Origin of the sequence: Mesorhizobium sp. WSM3866, from assembly GCF_002294795.1 — a bacterium.
In the GTDB taxonomy this organism is placed as follows: Bacteria; Pseudomonadota; Alphaproteobacteria; order Rhizobiales; family Rhizobiaceae; genus Mesorhizobium.
Genome location: NZ_NSGC01000004.1, coordinates 126,820 through 142,005, shown reverse-complemented (window position 1 = coordinate 142,005; position 15,186 = coordinate 126,820). Strand labels below are relative to the sequence as shown.

The window sequence follows — 15,186 nt, the reverse complement described above, 5'->3', positions numbered from 1 at the left end:
TCGGACGCTGTTTCTATCCATGAACCGGCAACCACACGCCAATTCACGCGAGCAGATCGTCGCCAATGCCATCCAGGACGTGGTGGGCGAGCTGCGCCTGATCGAGGTCGCGGATTATATCGCCTTTATCCGGCTGGAGCATTTCGCCTGCCTGTCGGACCTGGTGGACTCGGCTGCGGAGCTCTATTTCCAGCCGGGCACGCTCAGGCTCGGTCATGGCGGCGAAGCGCATGTCGACTGGAGCGGCAGCCCGCGCATCGTGCTCGATCTCGAGCTTCGGCCGCGCGGCGTAACCGTCTATTTCCAGCTGATGCTGACCGGGCAGGGCACGTCCGTGATCGTCAATTACGTCTCTTTCGAGAAGCCGGGCGAGACGCCGGAGCACAACACCGCCCTGCTCGAGGACGCGATCGACGAGGCGCGCATCCGGAGGACCGAGCCGCTCGCTTTTCCCTGACGATGTTTCAGGTCTCGGCGCCTGGCCTGGGCGAGCTACTCGATCAGGCCAAGGCGCAGCGCCTTCGCGACCGCCTGGTTGCGGTTGACAGCGTTGAGCTTCTGCGTCGACTGGGTGAGATACTGGTTGGCGGTGTGCACCGACAGTTTCAGGAGCTTCGCGATCTCCTCGCTGGTGTTGCCGTTGGCGGTCAGCTTCAGGCATTCGAGTTCGCGCTTGGAAATGGCGCGCGTCCTGCCGGTTTCGCTTGGACGGATGCGGGCGACCGACGCAAACAGGGCAAAGCAGCGCGCGTGGATTTCACATAGCGTGTCGTCCGAAAGGGTCATATCCGGCCCCAGGAAGACGAGTAGCCCGCACTGGCCGCGCTCCGCATGCACCGGAAAGGCGATGCCGTCGGTGCCGGGCGCGAGCGGCGCGGTCGGTTCGGACCATGCCAGGCTCTCCAACCTCTGCTGCGAAACGGCCATGCCGCTGTCGGCCCACCAGCGCGGCGTCGTCGAGATGCGGCTGTGGCGCACCATTTCCTCGCCGCTGGCGCCCGAGATGAATTTGGTGGTGAGGCCGGTCGACGGATAATCCGAATCGAAGCAGGCGACCAGGCGCGCTCGCTCCAGCGAGGGGCTGACGAAGAAGAGTCCGAAACCAGAAGCGTTGATATCGACCGCGATCCAGCGGCAGCGGCGCACGGCGTCCGGAATGGTCACCGCGTGATGCGTCTCCGATCCGAGCGAGAAGGCGCCGAACGGATTGCGCTGCTCGTTGAAAAGGGCGGCAGCGGCCTCTTTGATCTGTGCGTGCTTCAAATGATGCCGCTCCTGATAGCGGTCGCAATCGCCATCGCGCGGTTCGAAGCCGCGAATTTCTGGATGGCATGCGTGATGTAGCTGTTGACGGTGTTCGACGAGACGCCAAGGATGAGGGCCACCTCGTCGGTGGTCTTGCCCTCCGATACCCAGAACAGGCATTCGCGCTCGCGGTCCGACAGCGGATCCTGCATGGATGCCGCGGCGATCAATTGCGGGATGCTGGATAACGCGTAGCAGCATTTCAGCTGCGCCTTCATCAAGGCCGTAAGGTCGATCTTGGCGGGCTCGGCGGCGGAAAACAGCACGAAAAGGCGCTGGCGGCCGACATTCAACCTCAGCGAATAGATCTCGGCGTGGCCGAGCACATCGAGCAGCCGCGCTTCCTCGCCGCTCAGTAGCGCGCCGGCGTCGGGCGCATGCGCCGCGACCAATGGCTTGGGGCGCACGCCCGGCGCTGCCGTCAGCGGGCCGAGCGCGAGATTGGCAATCAGCCGCTTGCCGATCAACTCGATGGCGTCGAAAATCCAGTTCGACGACACGATACGCGCGTCGTTTCGATCCTGATCGTGCACCATGGCGACCAACATATAGCTGTCGGCGCCGATATCGGCTGAAAGCTGCATGAAGAAACTGGTGAGATCGCCGCGCGACGCCAGGCGCGAGCCTGAAGCGTCGGAATGAAGAATCGCGGCGGGACTGCTCATTTTGATATTCTGACCGGAATCGATCCTTGCGCCCGGTGCTGGCATTGGCCAGCGCTCGGACCCGAAACGCGTCACGTTTACGAAGACACACCCACGGGCGCGCACAGCGCCCAACCGAGCCGAATCCTTACAGGGAACGCGAAGCCGTCCGCGTCTGGTACCGGCAGGACGCCGGAACTTGAGACTTTGGGTGGTCGCCGCGCCCCCCGTGGACCGGCTGATTCGGGTCTAATCTACCCGCAGATGAATCCGACATCAAACGCGATTTGACAAAATCGAATCCGCTGGACTCTTGTTGCGACTCAGCGGCTGCTCATCGCGTTGCTTGGGGGTGGCTTCAGAGCTGAATCGAGCCGATTTCCCGGTGACGTCCGTTGCAGGCGGAAGCGCGTCCTTTCAATCAGATATGGCTCAGCGGTCCTCGAAGCCGGTCAGCACGCCGACGGCGTTGATGCCGATTTCCTCAACCGCGTAGCCGCCTTCCATGACGAACAGCGTCGGCAGGCCGAGCTTGGCGATGCGCCGGCCGATCTTGGGATAGTCTTCGCTCTTCAGCTTGAACTGGCTGATCGGATCCTTCTCGAAGGTGTCGACGCCGAGCGAGACCACGACCACGTCCGGCGCATAGGCGGCAAGCTTGGCACAGGCGTCTTCCAGCGCTGCGTTCCAGCCGTCCCAGTTGGTGCCGAAGGGCATCGGGTAGTTGACGTTGAAGCCTTCGCCTTCATCCTCGCCGCGCTCGTCGGCATGGCCGAGGAAGAAGGGGTACTCGACCATCGGATCGCCATGCAGGTTGAGCACCTGGACGTCGCCGCGGCGATAGAAAATCTCCTGCGTGCCATTGCCGTGGTGGTAATCGACATCGAGGATCGAGACACGGCTTGCGCCCTGGTCGCGGAACCATTGCGCGACGACGGCGGCGTTGTTGATGAAGCAGTAGCCGCCCATGAAGGCAGCGCCGGCGTGGTGGCCGGGCGGGCGGCAGAGCGCGAAGGCGGTCCGCTCGCCGCCCTTGACCAGGGCGGCCGCCGTCAGCGCGACGTCATAGGATGACTTGATCGCCTTCCATGTGCCTTCGACGAAAGTGGCGCCGGCATCGAAGGAATAGTAGCCGAGCAGGGCGTCGATGCGCTTCGGCGGGACATCGCCGCGCAGGCCGCGCGTCGGCCAGGTGAAGCCCATCGCCGAGCCCTTGAAGCCGGCGGCGACCCATTCCGGCCAAACCGTCGGCAGGAAATCGATGTAGTGCGCTTCATGCACGCGCTTGGCGGCGGCAAGGTCGTGCTCGACCGGCCCGATGATCGGCCCCAGCTTCTCGCTTTCCACCCTTGCCTTGATGAATTCGGCCCGCGATGGCTTCTCGAAACCCGGCACGATCGCCGAGGTGACCAGTTCCATCTGGCCGGCGTGACCGGCGTGAAGCGGCGAAAAAACTGTCTTCATTTTGGGAGTTGGCTCGCTGTTCGAGTTCTGGTTACGGGGCCTCAAACAGCTTTGTGGCAGAGAGTTCCGGCGCCGCCAAGGGGCATTTCAATTTGTCGTTCGGGCCAGCATGGGACGGCTTGCCAGACGCCAATACTCTGCTAGCCTAGGCAGAAATGGGAGAAAATGATGCCGCAAACGGCCGATCTTATCGTCGAGAACGCCAGCATATTGACGATGGATCCGGATACCCCCGCCGCCCAGGCCATTGCCATCAAAGGTGATAAGATAATTGCGATCGCAGATCGCGATAGCCTCCGCGACTGCAAAGGCCCTGCCACTCGTGTCGTCGATGCTCAGGGCGGCTCCGTCCTGCCGGGCTTCATCGAAGCGCACATGCATTTGTTCGGCGGCGCGGCCGAGCTCGACAATCTGCATCTGACAGGCGTGCAGGGCTTCGACGCGCTTCGCGACGCGATCCAGGGCTTTGCGGCGAAGCGTCCGAAAGCCAGGCTGCTGCTCGGCGCCGGTGTAGACTATGCGATCCTGCCCGAGCCGGTGACCCGCCATCACCTCGACCGTATCATTCCCGACCGGCCCTTCGCCATGTCGGCCTCCGACCATCACACGATGTGGGCGAACACCAAGGCGCTGGAAGAGGCCGGCCTGCTGCATGGCAAGCAGGTGGGACCAGGCAACGAAATCGTCATGGGCGCGGACGGGCTTGCCGCCGGCGAGTTGCGCGAAGGCGAGGCGTTCGGTCCCGTGCTCGATCATTTCGGCGCGAACCGGACACGGCTCGGCCTCCAAGGTGCGGAGCCGGATCCCTATCCGTCGGCAGCGGAGCTTGCCGCCGACGGCGATCTCATGCACCGCGGGCTCGAGTGGTGCGCAAAGCACGGCATCACTTCGATCCAGAACATGGACGGCAACCTCTACCAGCTCGAGCTGCTCGCCGGGCTGCAAGAGGAAGGACGGCTCATCTGCCGCACCAAGATCCCGTTCCACTTCAAGAATTTCATGAAGCTGGACATGCTGGAAAAAGCCTCGCGCATGGCGGCGGCGTACAATTCCGAGTGGCTGTCGTCCGGCATGGTCAAGGTCTTCTACGACGGGGTGCTGGATTCCTGGACCGCGGTGATGGTCGACGATTATGCCGACCGTCCGGGCTGGCGCGGCGAGCCGCTTTTTTCCCCCGAGCATTTCGCCGAGGTTGCGGTCGAAGCCGACAGGCGCGGCCTGCAGATCGCCGTTCATTCGATCGGAGACGGAGCGGTGCGCGCCGTGCTCGACGGTTACCAGGCGGCAGCGAAGAAAAACGGCAGGCGCGACAGCCGGCACCGCATCGAGCACATCGAAGTGATCACCCCGTCCGATGTGCCGCGTTTCGCCGAGCTCGGCGTGCTCGCCTCGATGCAGCCGCCGCATCCGCCGGGCGCGATGAATTTCCCGCTGGAGCCGACGATCTCGCGCATTGGCCACGATAAGTGGCCGCTGAGCTATGCCTGGCGCACCTTGAAGAATGCCGGCGCGCGGGTCGTCTTCGCATCCGACTGGCCGGTCTCGCCGGTTGACCCGATCCTGGGCATCCAGGCGGCGGTCTTGCGCAAACCTTGGGCAGAAGGCCTGCCGGACCAGAGCTTCTCGCTGCATGAAGCGATTGCCGGCTACACGGTCGAAGGCGCCTATGCCGAATTCATGGAACACCGCAAGGGGCGCCTGAAGCCCGGATACCTCGCCGATATCGTGGTTTTGTCGGCCGATATCGAGAAGACGGCGCCGGAGGCGCTGCACACCGTGCGGCCGGTCACCACCATCTGTGGCGGCAAGATCACTTTCCAAGCTTAGGATTGACTAGGCCTGAGGCTGGCATGGGTATTGCGTTAAAAAAACGAGTAGCAGCTCCGCAGTTGCCAAGCCGGTCGGCTTATGGTGACAATCAAACAGGAACGCACCTGCCGCCAAGAGCAGGCTCTCTCAATGGGGTAATCGTGCCGGAACAACCGGGTAAGAACGCGATCGAAGTTCGCGGCGTACGAAAAGTATTTGGAACCGGTGAAAACCAGGTAGCCGCTCTCGACACGGTGTCCGTCTCGATCCGCGAGAACGAGTTTTTCACGCTGCTCGGCCCGTCCGGATGCGGAAAGACGACGCTTTTGAGACTGATTGCCGGCTTCGATTTCCCAAGCGCCGGCGAAATCATGCTGCACGGCCAGGACATCGCGCCGCTGCCGCCGTTCAAGCGACCCGTCAACACCGTCTTCCAGAGCTACGCGCTCTTCCCGCACATGACGGTGGCGCAGAACATCGGCTTCGGTCTGGAGATGCTCGGCAAGCCCAAGGGCGAAATCGAGGCACGGGTCGCTCAGATGCTGAAACTGGTCAAGATGGAGGCGCTCAAGGCGCGCCGCACCAGCCAGATCTCGGGCGGCCAGCAGCAGCGCGTGGCGCTCGCCCGGGCGCTCGCGCCACAGCCGAAGGTGCTCTTGCTCGACGAGCCGCTCTCGGCGCTCGACTACAAGCTGCGCAAGGAGATGCAGATCGAACTGAAGCGGCTGCAGCACGAGACCGGCATCACCTTCATCTTCGTCACCCACGACCAGGAAGAAGCGCTGACCATGTCAGACCGGATCGCGGTGATGTCGGCCGGCAAGATCCTCCAGGTCGGCACGCCGCGCGACATCTACGACAAGCCGGCGGAACGCTTCGTCGCCGATTTCATCGGCGAGACGAATTTCTTGGCCGGCACGGTGTTGTCGAAGAAGCCAGGGGCGGCCACGGTCAAATTCGCCAGCAACGCGACGATCGCCGCCGGCTATCCGGAGGGCTTCGATCCGACAGGCAAGGTGACGCTGGTGGTGCGTCCCGAGCATGCCGACCTGGTGCCCGATCCGACCAAGGGCACGATCGCTGGAACGCTTTCCAACATCGTCTATTTCGGCACCGATACGCATTACCACGTGAGGCTCGACGGCGGTGAGAACTTCATCGTGCGCCATCAGAACAGCCGCTCGTCTCCGGTGACCTACGAGACCGGCGCCAAGGTCGGCATCCAGTTCGAGGCGGGCGCCGCGCGCGTCCTGAAAGACTGATGACGACAGCCACGCTCTCCCCGACCATGCCTTCCAAGGCCGCGTTGTTCGAAGCCCAGGCGGTGAAAGCTGGCGCGCGACGCAACCGCCTGCTGTCGCTGCCGGCGCTGCTCATCATCGGCATTTTCGGCGTGCTCCCGCTTTTGATCATCTGCGTCTATTCGTTTCTGGCCGCCGCGCCCTATGGCGGCGTGCAGTGGCGGTTCTCGACCGACGCCTATCTGAACTTCCTGTTCCAGCGCGACATCTTCGACGACACCCTGCAGTTCACGCCGGACTTCCTGATCATCTATCTGCGCTCGTTCCTGTTCGCGGTGGTGACGACGATCATCTGCCTGCTGCTCGGATTTCCGACCGCCTATTTCATGGCGACGCGACCGCCGGCGCAGCGCAACTGGTGGGTGCTTCTGATCACCATCCCGTTCTGGTCGAACCTTTTGGTCCGCACGCTGGCGATCATGTTCATCATCCGCGACGAAGGGCTGATCAATAACGCGCTGCTGGGGCTCGGCGTGATCGATAAGCCGATCACCATGCTCTACACCAATTTCGCAATCCAACTCGGCCTGCTCTATGCCTTTCTGCCGTTCATGGTGCTGCCGCTCTATTCCAGCCTGGAGAAGCTCGATTTCCGGCTGATCGAGGCGGCCTACGACCTCTATGCGACGCGCCGCCAGGTGTTGTGGCGGGTGATCATCCCGCTGTCGAAGCCCGGCATCATCGCCGGCTGCCTGCTCGTCTTCATCCCGGCGCTCGGCGCTTATGTCACGCCGCTGATCCTCGGCGGGGGCGTCCACCTGATGATCGGCGATCTCATCGCCCAGCAATTCGGATCGGGGCGCAACTGGCCGCTCGGCTGCGCGCAGGCGCTGATCCTGATGGCCGCGGTGCTGGTGGCGCTGTTCTTCTACGTCCGCAATACGTCAGGGAAGGTGCAGCATGGCTGAGCCGCGCAGCATCGACATCAAGGAGCAGCCGGGCTTCCGCTCGATTGCTGTCATCTGCCTGCTGGTGCTCTACGTGCCGGTGCTGATCCTGATGATCTTCTCGCTGAACAGCGGCTCGCTGGTCACGCATTGGGAGGGCGTCACGCTCGGCTGGTACGGCAGCGCATTGCGCAACGAGGAATTCCACAACGCTGCCCGCAACACGCTGATCATCTCGATCAGCGCCACGATAATCTCTACCGTGTGCGCGACGCTCGCGGCGATCGGCATGACAAGAGTGAAGCCGTGGCGCGGGCTGGCGGCGGCCTTCATGGTCATCAATCTGCCACTGATGGTGCCGGAAATCATCACGGCGGTGGCGACGCTCTCCTTCTTCGCGCTGATCGCCGGCACGTTCGGGCTGAATTTCGGCATCGGCAATCTGATCCTCGCCCACACCGTGTTCTGCATTCCGTTCGCCTACATGCCGATCCGGGCGCGGCTGGAAGACATGGACCTGACGCTGGAATATGCCGCCGCCGACCTTTACGCGACGCCGTGGAAGGCCTTCAAGCGCATCACGCTGCCGTTGCTTGTTCCCGGCATCATGTCGGGCGCAGCACTCGCCTTCATCGTCTCATTCGACGATTTCACCATCACCCAGCTCGTCGCCGGCCCCGGCCAGACGACTTTGCCCCTCTATATCTGGAACCAGATCCGGCGGCCGATGACGCCGGAGATCAACGCCATCTCCACCATCCTGCTTTTGGTGTCGATCCTGTTCGTCTCGGTCTCGTTCCTGATCGCGCGGCGACGCGCTAAATGATCCGTGAGCTCCAACACAAAACAATGGGAAGGCAAGGAGAACATTAAATGTCTGGAAAACTGATGGCGGCCGTTTCCGCGGCCGTGCTGTTATGGGCCGTTCCGGCGCTCGCCGACGGCGAATTGCATATCTACAACTGGGGCGACTACACCAACCCCAAGCTGATCGAGAAGTTCGAAAAGCAGTACAACGTCAAGGTGACGCTGGACGACTACGATTCCAACGAAACCATGCTGTCCAAGGTGCGCGCCGGCAATTCGGGCTACGACATCGTCGTGCCGTCCGACTACACCGTGAAGATCATGATCGAGGAGGACCTGCTCGAAAAGACCGAGCCCAACGCGATGCCGAACGGCAAGAACATCGATCCACGCTTCCTCGATATCTACTGGGACTCCGGACGCCATTACACCGCGCCGTGGCAATTCGGCACAACGGCGTTCTCCGTCAATACGGATAAGTTCAAGGGCGACATCAACACGCTGGCCATCCTGTTCAACCCGCCGGACGAACTGAAGGGCCAGATCAACGTGCTCGACGACGTCAACACCGTCATGCACGCGGCCGAGCGCTATGCCGGCGTGCCGCGCTGCGGCGCAGACAAGGCCGGCCTGAAAAAGATCAACGACATACTGATGGCCGCCAAGCCGTCATGGAAGACCTTCAGCTACGACACGATCACCAAGATCACTTCCGGCGACGTGATCGTGACCGAACAGTGGAATGGTGCGGCCTACCGCTCGCGTCAGAAGATCCCGGCGATCAAATATGCCTATCCGAAGGAAGGCATCGAGGGCTGGATGGACAATGTCGCGGTGCTGAAGGGCGCCAAGAACCTGGAGAACGCCAAGCTCTTCCAGGATTTCGTCATGGCGCCTGAGAACGCTGCGCTGATCTCCGAGTATGCCGGTTACGACAACGGCATCGCCGGCAGCCACAAATTCCTGCCGGCGGAGTTCGCCAACTCGCCGGAAATCAGCCCGCCAGCCGGCTCGCCGACGCCGGAATTCGTGCCGCCGTGCCCGCCAGATGTGGTGGAGATCTACAACAAGATCTGGACCAACCTGCGCAAGTAACTGAGCGGGAACGCATGAAGGGAGGGGAGGCTCCGGCCTCCCTTTCTTATGTGCAGGGAGGATTGATGACATCTTACCGCAACTCCGATCCGCGGCCGCCGATCATGCAGGGCTCGCCGCCGGCCATGGCTCTGCCGAAGCTCGACTGGGATCGGCCACCGTGGAACCGCTGGGCCTTCCAGCACGTGCGTGAGTTTTTGCCGACCGTCGAGGTCTGGCGCGGCCAAGGTCATCGCCGTCGGCTCGAGCGCGCCGAGGTGGATCTCGACGACCTGACCGTGGCCGATAGCGAGGGCCGGCCGACAACGCTCGCCGGCTTGCTCGACGAGACCTACACGGACGGTTTCCTGGTGTTGAAGGACGGCACGGTCGCCTATGAGCGCTACTTCAACGGCATGGACGAGCGCACGCTGCATCTGTCGCAATCGATGGCAAAGTCGGTCACGGGATCGGTGTTCGGCATCCTGGTCGGGCGCGACCTGATCGACCCGGCCAGGCTGGTGACGGATTATCTTCCGGAGCTCGGCGAGACCGCCTGGGCCGGGGCCACCGTGCAGCAAGTGCTCGACATGACCACGGGCGTGCGCTTCTCCGAGGAGTACACCGATCGCTATTCCGAGATCGGCCAGGTCGATGTCGCCACCGGCTGGAAGCCGATCCCGCCGGGCAGCGATCCTGATTTCCGGTGGCCCGCGCATCTGTTCGAGCTGATCCTGCGGCTGAAGGACAAGGTCCGCGAACATGGCGAGGCCTTCGAGTACCGCTCGATCGAGACCGATGTGCTTGCCTTCATCATGGAGCGGGTGAGCGGCAAGCGCCTGGCGCAGCTGGTCTCGGAAGAACTCTGGCAAAAGCTCGGCGCCGACGAGAGCGCCTGTTTCACCGTCGACAGCGCCGGCTATGCGCTGGCCGACGGCGGCTTCAACGCGACGCTGCGCGATTATGGCCGCTTCGGCCAGTTGATCCTCGACAATGGCGGCGGGGTCATCCCTGCCGAGTGGATCGAAGCGACGCGTAGCGGCAAGCACGGACCGGATTTCAGCCCGAGCCTTCCGGACGGCAGCTACCGCAACCAGTTCTGGATCGAGGATCCACGCTCTCGCGCGCTGATGTGCAAGGGCGTGTTCGGCCAGATGATCCATATCAACTGGGAGTACAGGATGGTCGTCGTGAAGCTTTCGACCTATCCGGATTTCCTCAACGCCGCCTATTCGGTGGCGACGCTTAAGGCCGTGCACGCCATAGCCGCCGCGCTAGGCTGAAAGTCAGAGATAGATGACCGGGAGACAATCATGACCGGCCACACCGCGTTCGAGACAAGATACGGCTTTGCCCGCAAGGATGTGCGGCTCGACAATTGGCGGCTGAGGCCGTTCAGCCAATGGTCGTTCCAGAATGTCGGCGAATTGGTGCCGAGCGTCCACGTTGCCGCCGCGCCCGGCGGCGAGGAACAGGTGAAATCGCTCGGCGCGCTGCTCGAGGAGAAAGTCACCTTGGCCGGGGGCGCCGAAACAGTCGAATCCTTCCTAAAGCGCTCCGACACTGACGGGCTGACGATCCTGAAGGGCGGCAGGCTGGTCGGCGACTGGTCGGCGCCGCATATGGCGTTCGGTCAGCGCCATATCATCTTTTCGATCAGCAAGTCGGTGACGGCGATCCTCGCCGGCATCCTGCAAGGCGAGGGGGTGTTCGACCCGGAAGCGCCGGTGACAGAATACATCCCCGAAGCCAAGAGCTCGGCCTATGGCGATGCGAGCGTGCGCAATGTGCTCGACATGACGGTCAGCCTCGACTTCGAGGAGGCCTATCTCGATCCGGAAAGCGCCTTCGCCCGCTATCGCCGCGCGACACTGTGGAATCCGGGCGGCGGGTCGGAAAGCCTCGCTGCGTTTCTGTTGACGTTGCCGCGGCTCGCCGAGCCGCATGGGCAGACCTACCGTTATCGCTCACCCAATTCGGATATGCTGGGCATCCTGGTGGAGCGGGCATCCGGCAAACGCGTCAGCGACTTGCTCAGCGAAAAACTGTGGCTGCCGCTGGCCGCCGCGAGCGAGATGTCGGTGACGGTCGACATGGAAGGCACGGCGCGTACCGCCGGCGGCATGTCGATGACGCCGCGCGACCTTGCCCGCATCGGCGAAATGATGCGACAGGGCGGCACGGCCAATGGCCGCCGCATCGTGCCGGAAACCTGGGTGCATGACACGGTTGCCAGCGGCGGCAGCCACGAAGCCTGGCGGCGCGGCACGATGGTGTTCCTCTTCCCCAAGGGCCGCTACCGCAACAAATGGTACCAGATGGGCACGCCAAGCGGCGCCTTCTGCGGCATCGGCATTCACGGCCAGTGGATCTACGTCAACCCGAGCGACGAGGTGGTCATCGCCAAGATGTCGTCGCAGCCGGAACCGGTCGACGATCAGCTTGATCTCGATGTCGTCGCCTTCTTCGAGGCCCTGAGCCGGACGGTTTGAGCCGTTCGGCTGGTCTTTCCTCGCAGCTCTTTCCTGTGGAGCTTTCCCGTCGGGTTGAGACAGCGCGGTTGGCGCAGCCGTCGTCCCGGCCTATTGTCGCCGCTCTTTTCGGCAGGAACCAGCATGGCATCGGACATCAAGCGCATCGCAGCAATCATCGCGGCCGAGATCGGCTCGCGGCCGGAGCAGGCGGCAGCCGCAATCGGGCTGCTGGACGAGGGCGCAACGGTGCCTTTCGTGGCGCGCTACCGCAAGGAGGTCACCGGCGGCCTCGACGACACGCAGTTGCGCGACCTTTCCGAGCGGCTTGCCTATCTGCGCGAGCTCGATGCGCGCCGCGACACCATCCTCGGTTCGATCCGTGAGCAGGGCAAGCTGACCGAGGACCTCGAGGCAAAAATCGCGGCGGCGACCACCAAGGCCGAGCTCGAAGACATCTACCTGCCATACAAGCCGAAGCGCCGCACCAAGGCCGAGATCGCCAGGGAACGTGGACTGGGGCCGCTGGCCGAGGCCATCCTCGCCGACCGTTCGGCGGTGCCGGCCGAACTCGCGCTAGCCTATCTCACAGAGGAGGTTCCCGACGCCAAGGCGGCGCTCGAAGGCGCGCGCGACATCCTGTCCGAACAGTTCGCCGAGAATGCCGAGCTGGTCGGCAGGCTGCGCGCCTATATGAAGGAGCGCGCCTTCCTGCGCGCCAGGGTCGTCGACGGCAAGCAGGAGGCGGGCGCGAAATTCTCCGACTATTTCGATCATGTCGAGCGCTGGGCGAACGTGCCCAGCCATCGCGCCTTGGCCATGCTGCGTGGCCGCAACGAAGAGGTGCTGTCGCTCGACATCGAAGTCGATGCCGACGATCAATCGCCGGTGAAACCGGTCGAGCGGATGATCGCCAACGCCTATGCGATTGGTAGCACCCTGCCGGGCGACCGCTGGCTGATGGAAGTGGCCGGCTGGACCTGGCGGATAAAACTATCGCTCCATCTGACGCTTGATTTGATGCGCGACCTGCGCGAGCGGGCCGAGGACGAGGCCATCCATGTCTTTGCCCGCAACCTCAAGGACCTGCTGCTCGCCGCGCCCGCCGGCTCCCGGCCCACGATGGGTCTCGATCCAGGCATCCGCACCGGCGTCAAGGTGGCTGTGGTCGACGGTACCGGCAAGCTGGTGGCGACGACCACCGTCTATCCGTTTCCGCCAAAGAACGATGTGCGCGGCACGCAGGCGGAACTTGCCAGGCTCATTCGCTTCCACAAGGTGGAGCTGATCTCGATCGGCAACGGCACCGGCAGCCGCGAGACCGAGAAGCTGGTGGCCGACATGCTCGCCAGCCTGCCGTCCGACGGCGGGCCGAAGCCGATCAAGGTGATCGTCAGCGAAGCCGGCGCGTCGGTCTATTCGGCCTCGGCGACGGCGGCCGCCGAGTTTCCCGACCTCGACGTGTCGCTGCGCGGCGCGGTGTCGATCGCCAGGCGCCTGCAGGACCCGCTCGCCGAGCTGGTCAAGATCGAGCCGAAGTCGATCGGCGTCGGCCAGTATCAGCACGATGTCGACCAGTACCGGCTCGGCCGCTCGCTGGAGGCGGTGGTGGAGGATGCGGTCAATGCTGTCGGCGTCGACCTCAACACGGCATCGGCGCCGCTCTTGGCGCGCGTTTCGGGACTGGGGCCATCGCTTGCCGAAGCGATCGTCGCGCATCGCGACGTCGGCGGCCCGTTCGCTACGCGCCGCGATCTGCTGAACGTGGCGCGGCTTGGACCGCGCGCGTTCGAGCAGTGCGCAGGCTTCCTGCGCATCCCGAACGGCTCCGAGCCGCTCGACGCTTCATCCGTGCATCCGGAAGCCTATGGCGTGGCAAAGAAGATCGTCGCCGCCTGCGGCCGCGACGTGCGCGCGCTGATGGGCGACAGTGCCGCGCTCAAGGCACTTGACCCTCGTGTTTTCGTCGACGAGCGCTTCGGCCTGCCGACGGTACGTGACATCATCGCGGAACTGGAAAAGCCCGGACGCGACCCGCGGCCGGGCTTCAAGACGGCGACCTTTGCCGAAGGCGTCGACGACATCAAGGACCTGAAGCCCGGCATGCTGCTCGAAGGCACGGTCACCAATGTCGCCGCCTTCGGCGCCTTCGTGGACATCGGCGTGCACCAGGACGGGCTGGTGCATGTCTCGCAGCTGGCCGACCGCTTCATCAAGGACGCGCATGAGGTGGTAAAGGCCGGCGATGTCGTGAAAGTTCGAGTGGTCGATGTCGACATCAAGCGCAATCGCATCGGCCTCTCGATGCGCAAGGATGGCGGCCAGGGTGGGGCGCCTCGGGTCGGCCAGCGCGACAGCGGCGGCGGCAAGCCCGTACCGCGCTCGCCGGCGCCGCAGCGCCAGCCTGAAAAGCCGTCACAGGGTGCGTTCGGCGCGGCGCTCGCCGAGGCGATGAAGCGGAAATAGCTACCACGCCAGAACAGCCGGCTCCTTCTCAACCTGGCCCCGCAGCCAGTCGCGAAAGCTGGCAACCGGCGGATGGCCGCGCTTGGCGTGCGGCACGACGAGATAATAGGCACTGCGGCTCTGCATCGGCTTGCCCGGCGCCGGCGCCAACTGGCCACGCTGCAATTCTCCGGCGATCAGGATCTGCGGCAGCAGCGCCACGCCGAGCCCCGCCATGCAGGCCTGCGCGACCGTACCGAACTGCTCGAACTGCATGCCGGGGCCGGTCGGCGCGTCGAGCTCCTGATGCTCGAACCATTCGCTCCAGGCGTCGGGACGCGTTGCCATGTGCAGCAACGGCAGGCGGCCGATATCGGCCGGCGTCGCGACCTTCCGCTGCGCCAGGAATTCGGGCGCGGCGACCGGCATCACGGTCTCGCGCATCAAAAGCGTGCAATCAGCGTCCGGCCAATCAGGCATGCCGTGGTGGATTGCGGCGTCGAGCCGCTCGCGCGCGAAGTCGAAGCGGCCAATGCGCGTGGCGAAATTGATCGTGATGTCCGGATGACGGGCGACGAAATCCGGAATGAGCGGCATCAGCCAGCGCGTGCCGAAGGTCGGCAGGATGGCAAGGTTGAGAACACCGCTATGCCGATTGCTCATCAATCCAAGCGCCGCATCGCGCAACTGCGCGAGTGCTGAGCGCACCGCGCCGGCGTAGATTTCGCCCGCCGTGGACAGCCTGACATTGCGGCTGTCGCGTTCGAAAAGCCGGCGCCCGAACTGCTCTTCCAGCAGATTGATCTGCCGGCTGACGGCACCTTGCGTGAGATCGAGCTCGCGGGCCGCGGCGGTGAAGGAGCCGAGACGCGCCACCGCCTCGAAGGCGGCAAGCGCGCTGATGTTTGGCAAGAGGCGGCGCTGGACGTTCATGATCTATTACTATCGCTCATTGATGCTTGATGCAATTTCGTTTGAT

13 protein-coding genes are annotated in these 15,186 nt (G+C 63.7%); 9 read left to right on the top strand and 4 right to left on the bottom strand.

The window, feature by feature from the left end; all coding sequences use genetic code 11:
* The first annotated feature begins 19 nt into the window (after window positions 1–19).
* Entirely contained in the window at window positions 20–457 is a 438-nt protein-coding gene (locus tag CK222_RS11210; protein WP_067002370.1) for a hypothetical protein, read from the top strand.
* A gap of 35 nt (window positions 458–492) precedes the next feature.
* Here CK222_RS11210 and CK222_RS11205 read toward each other — a convergent pair whose 3' ends face one another.
* The 3 genes from CK222_RS11205 to CK222_RS11195 all read right to left on the bottom strand — a co-directional run bounded on the left by CK222_RS11205 (window position 493) and on the right by CK222_RS11195 (window position 3,413).
* Complete coding sequence (locus CK222_RS11205; protein ID WP_095800429.1) at window positions 493–1,263, bottom strand: helix-turn-helix transcriptional regulator; 771 nt, start codon at window positions 1,261–1,263, stop codon at window positions 493–495.
* Entirely contained in the window at window positions 1,260–1,970 is a 711-nt protein-coding gene (locus tag CK222_RS11200) for a helix-turn-helix transcriptional regulator (protein ID WP_095800635.1), read from the bottom strand. Before CK222_RS11200 ends, CK222_RS11205 begins: the two co-directional genes overlap by 4 nt.
* Window positions 1,971–2,381: 411 nt before the next feature.
* The gene (locus CK222_RS11195) at window positions 2,382–3,413 is read right to left on the bottom strand and encodes a histone deacetylase family protein (protein ID WP_095800428.1); all 1,032 of its coding nucleotides are present in this window, start codon (window positions 3,411–3,413) and stop codon (window positions 2,382–2,384) included.
* 168 nt (window positions 3,414–3,581) lie between these two features.
* On the opposite strand from CK222_RS11195, the gene CK222_RS11190 reads away from it, so the two are divergent.
* The 8 genes from CK222_RS11190 to CK222_RS11155 all read left to right on the top strand — a co-directional run bounded on the left by CK222_RS11190 (window position 3,582) and on the right by CK222_RS11155 (window position 14,228).
* Window positions 3,582–5,240, top strand: a complete 1,659-nt coding sequence (locus tag CK222_RS11190; protein WP_067327066.1) for an amidohydrolase — start codon at window positions 3,582–3,584, stop codon at window positions 5,238–5,240.
* 143 nt (window positions 5,241–5,383) lie between these two features.
* Complete coding sequence (locus tag CK222_RS11185; protein WP_095800427.1) at window positions 5,384–6,484, top strand: ABC transporter ATP-binding protein; 1,101 nt, start codon at window positions 5,384–5,386, stop codon at window positions 6,482–6,484.
* Window positions 6,484–7,431: an ABC transporter permease gene (locus CK222_RS11180; RefSeq protein WP_082953946.1), complete on the top strand. Its 948-nt coding sequence runs from the start codon at window positions 6,484–6,486 to the stop codon at window positions 7,429–7,431. The genes CK222_RS11185 and CK222_RS11180 overlap by 1 nt, the downstream gene beginning before the upstream one ends.
* On the top strand, window positions 7,424–8,236 hold the full coding sequence (locus CK222_RS11175; protein WP_095777180.1) for an ABC transporter permease: 813 nt from the start codon (window positions 7,424–7,426) through the stop codon (window positions 8,234–8,236). Before CK222_RS11180 ends, CK222_RS11175 begins: the two co-directional genes overlap by 8 nt.
* Before the next feature lie 47 nt (window positions 8,237–8,283).
* Window positions 8,284–9,312, top strand: a complete 1,029-nt coding sequence (locus CK222_RS11170; RefSeq protein ID WP_164763689.1) for an extracellular solute-binding protein — start codon at window positions 8,284–8,286, stop codon at window positions 9,310–9,312.
* A gap of 65 nt (window positions 9,313–9,377) precedes the next feature.
* Window positions 9,378–10,574 carry a serine hydrolase gene (locus tag CK222_RS11165; RefSeq protein ID WP_095800425.1) on the top strand — a complete coding sequence of 399 codons (1,197 nt, stop codon included), beginning with the start codon at window positions 9,378–9,380 and terminating at the stop codon, window positions 10,572–10,574.
* Between the two features lie 30 nt (window positions 10,575–10,604).
* On the top strand, window positions 10,605–11,783 hold the full coding sequence (locus CK222_RS11160; RefSeq protein ID WP_095800424.1) for a serine hydrolase: 1,179 nt from the start codon (window positions 10,605–10,607) through the stop codon (window positions 11,781–11,783).
* A gap of 123 nt (window positions 11,784–11,906) precedes the next feature.
* On the top strand, window positions 11,907–14,228 hold the full coding sequence (locus tag CK222_RS11155) for a Tex family protein (RefSeq protein ID WP_095800423.1): 2,322 nt from the start codon (window positions 11,907–11,909) through the stop codon (window positions 14,226–14,228).
* Here CK222_RS11155 and CK222_RS11150 read toward each other — a convergent pair whose 3' ends face one another.
* Window positions 14,229–15,140, bottom strand: coding sequence for a LysR family transcriptional regulator (locus tag CK222_RS11150; protein WP_067326124.1), 912 nt, complete (start codon window positions 15,138–15,140; stop codon window positions 14,229–14,231). It abuts the gene before it with no gap.
* Window positions 15,141–15,186 lie beyond the last annotated feature (46 nt).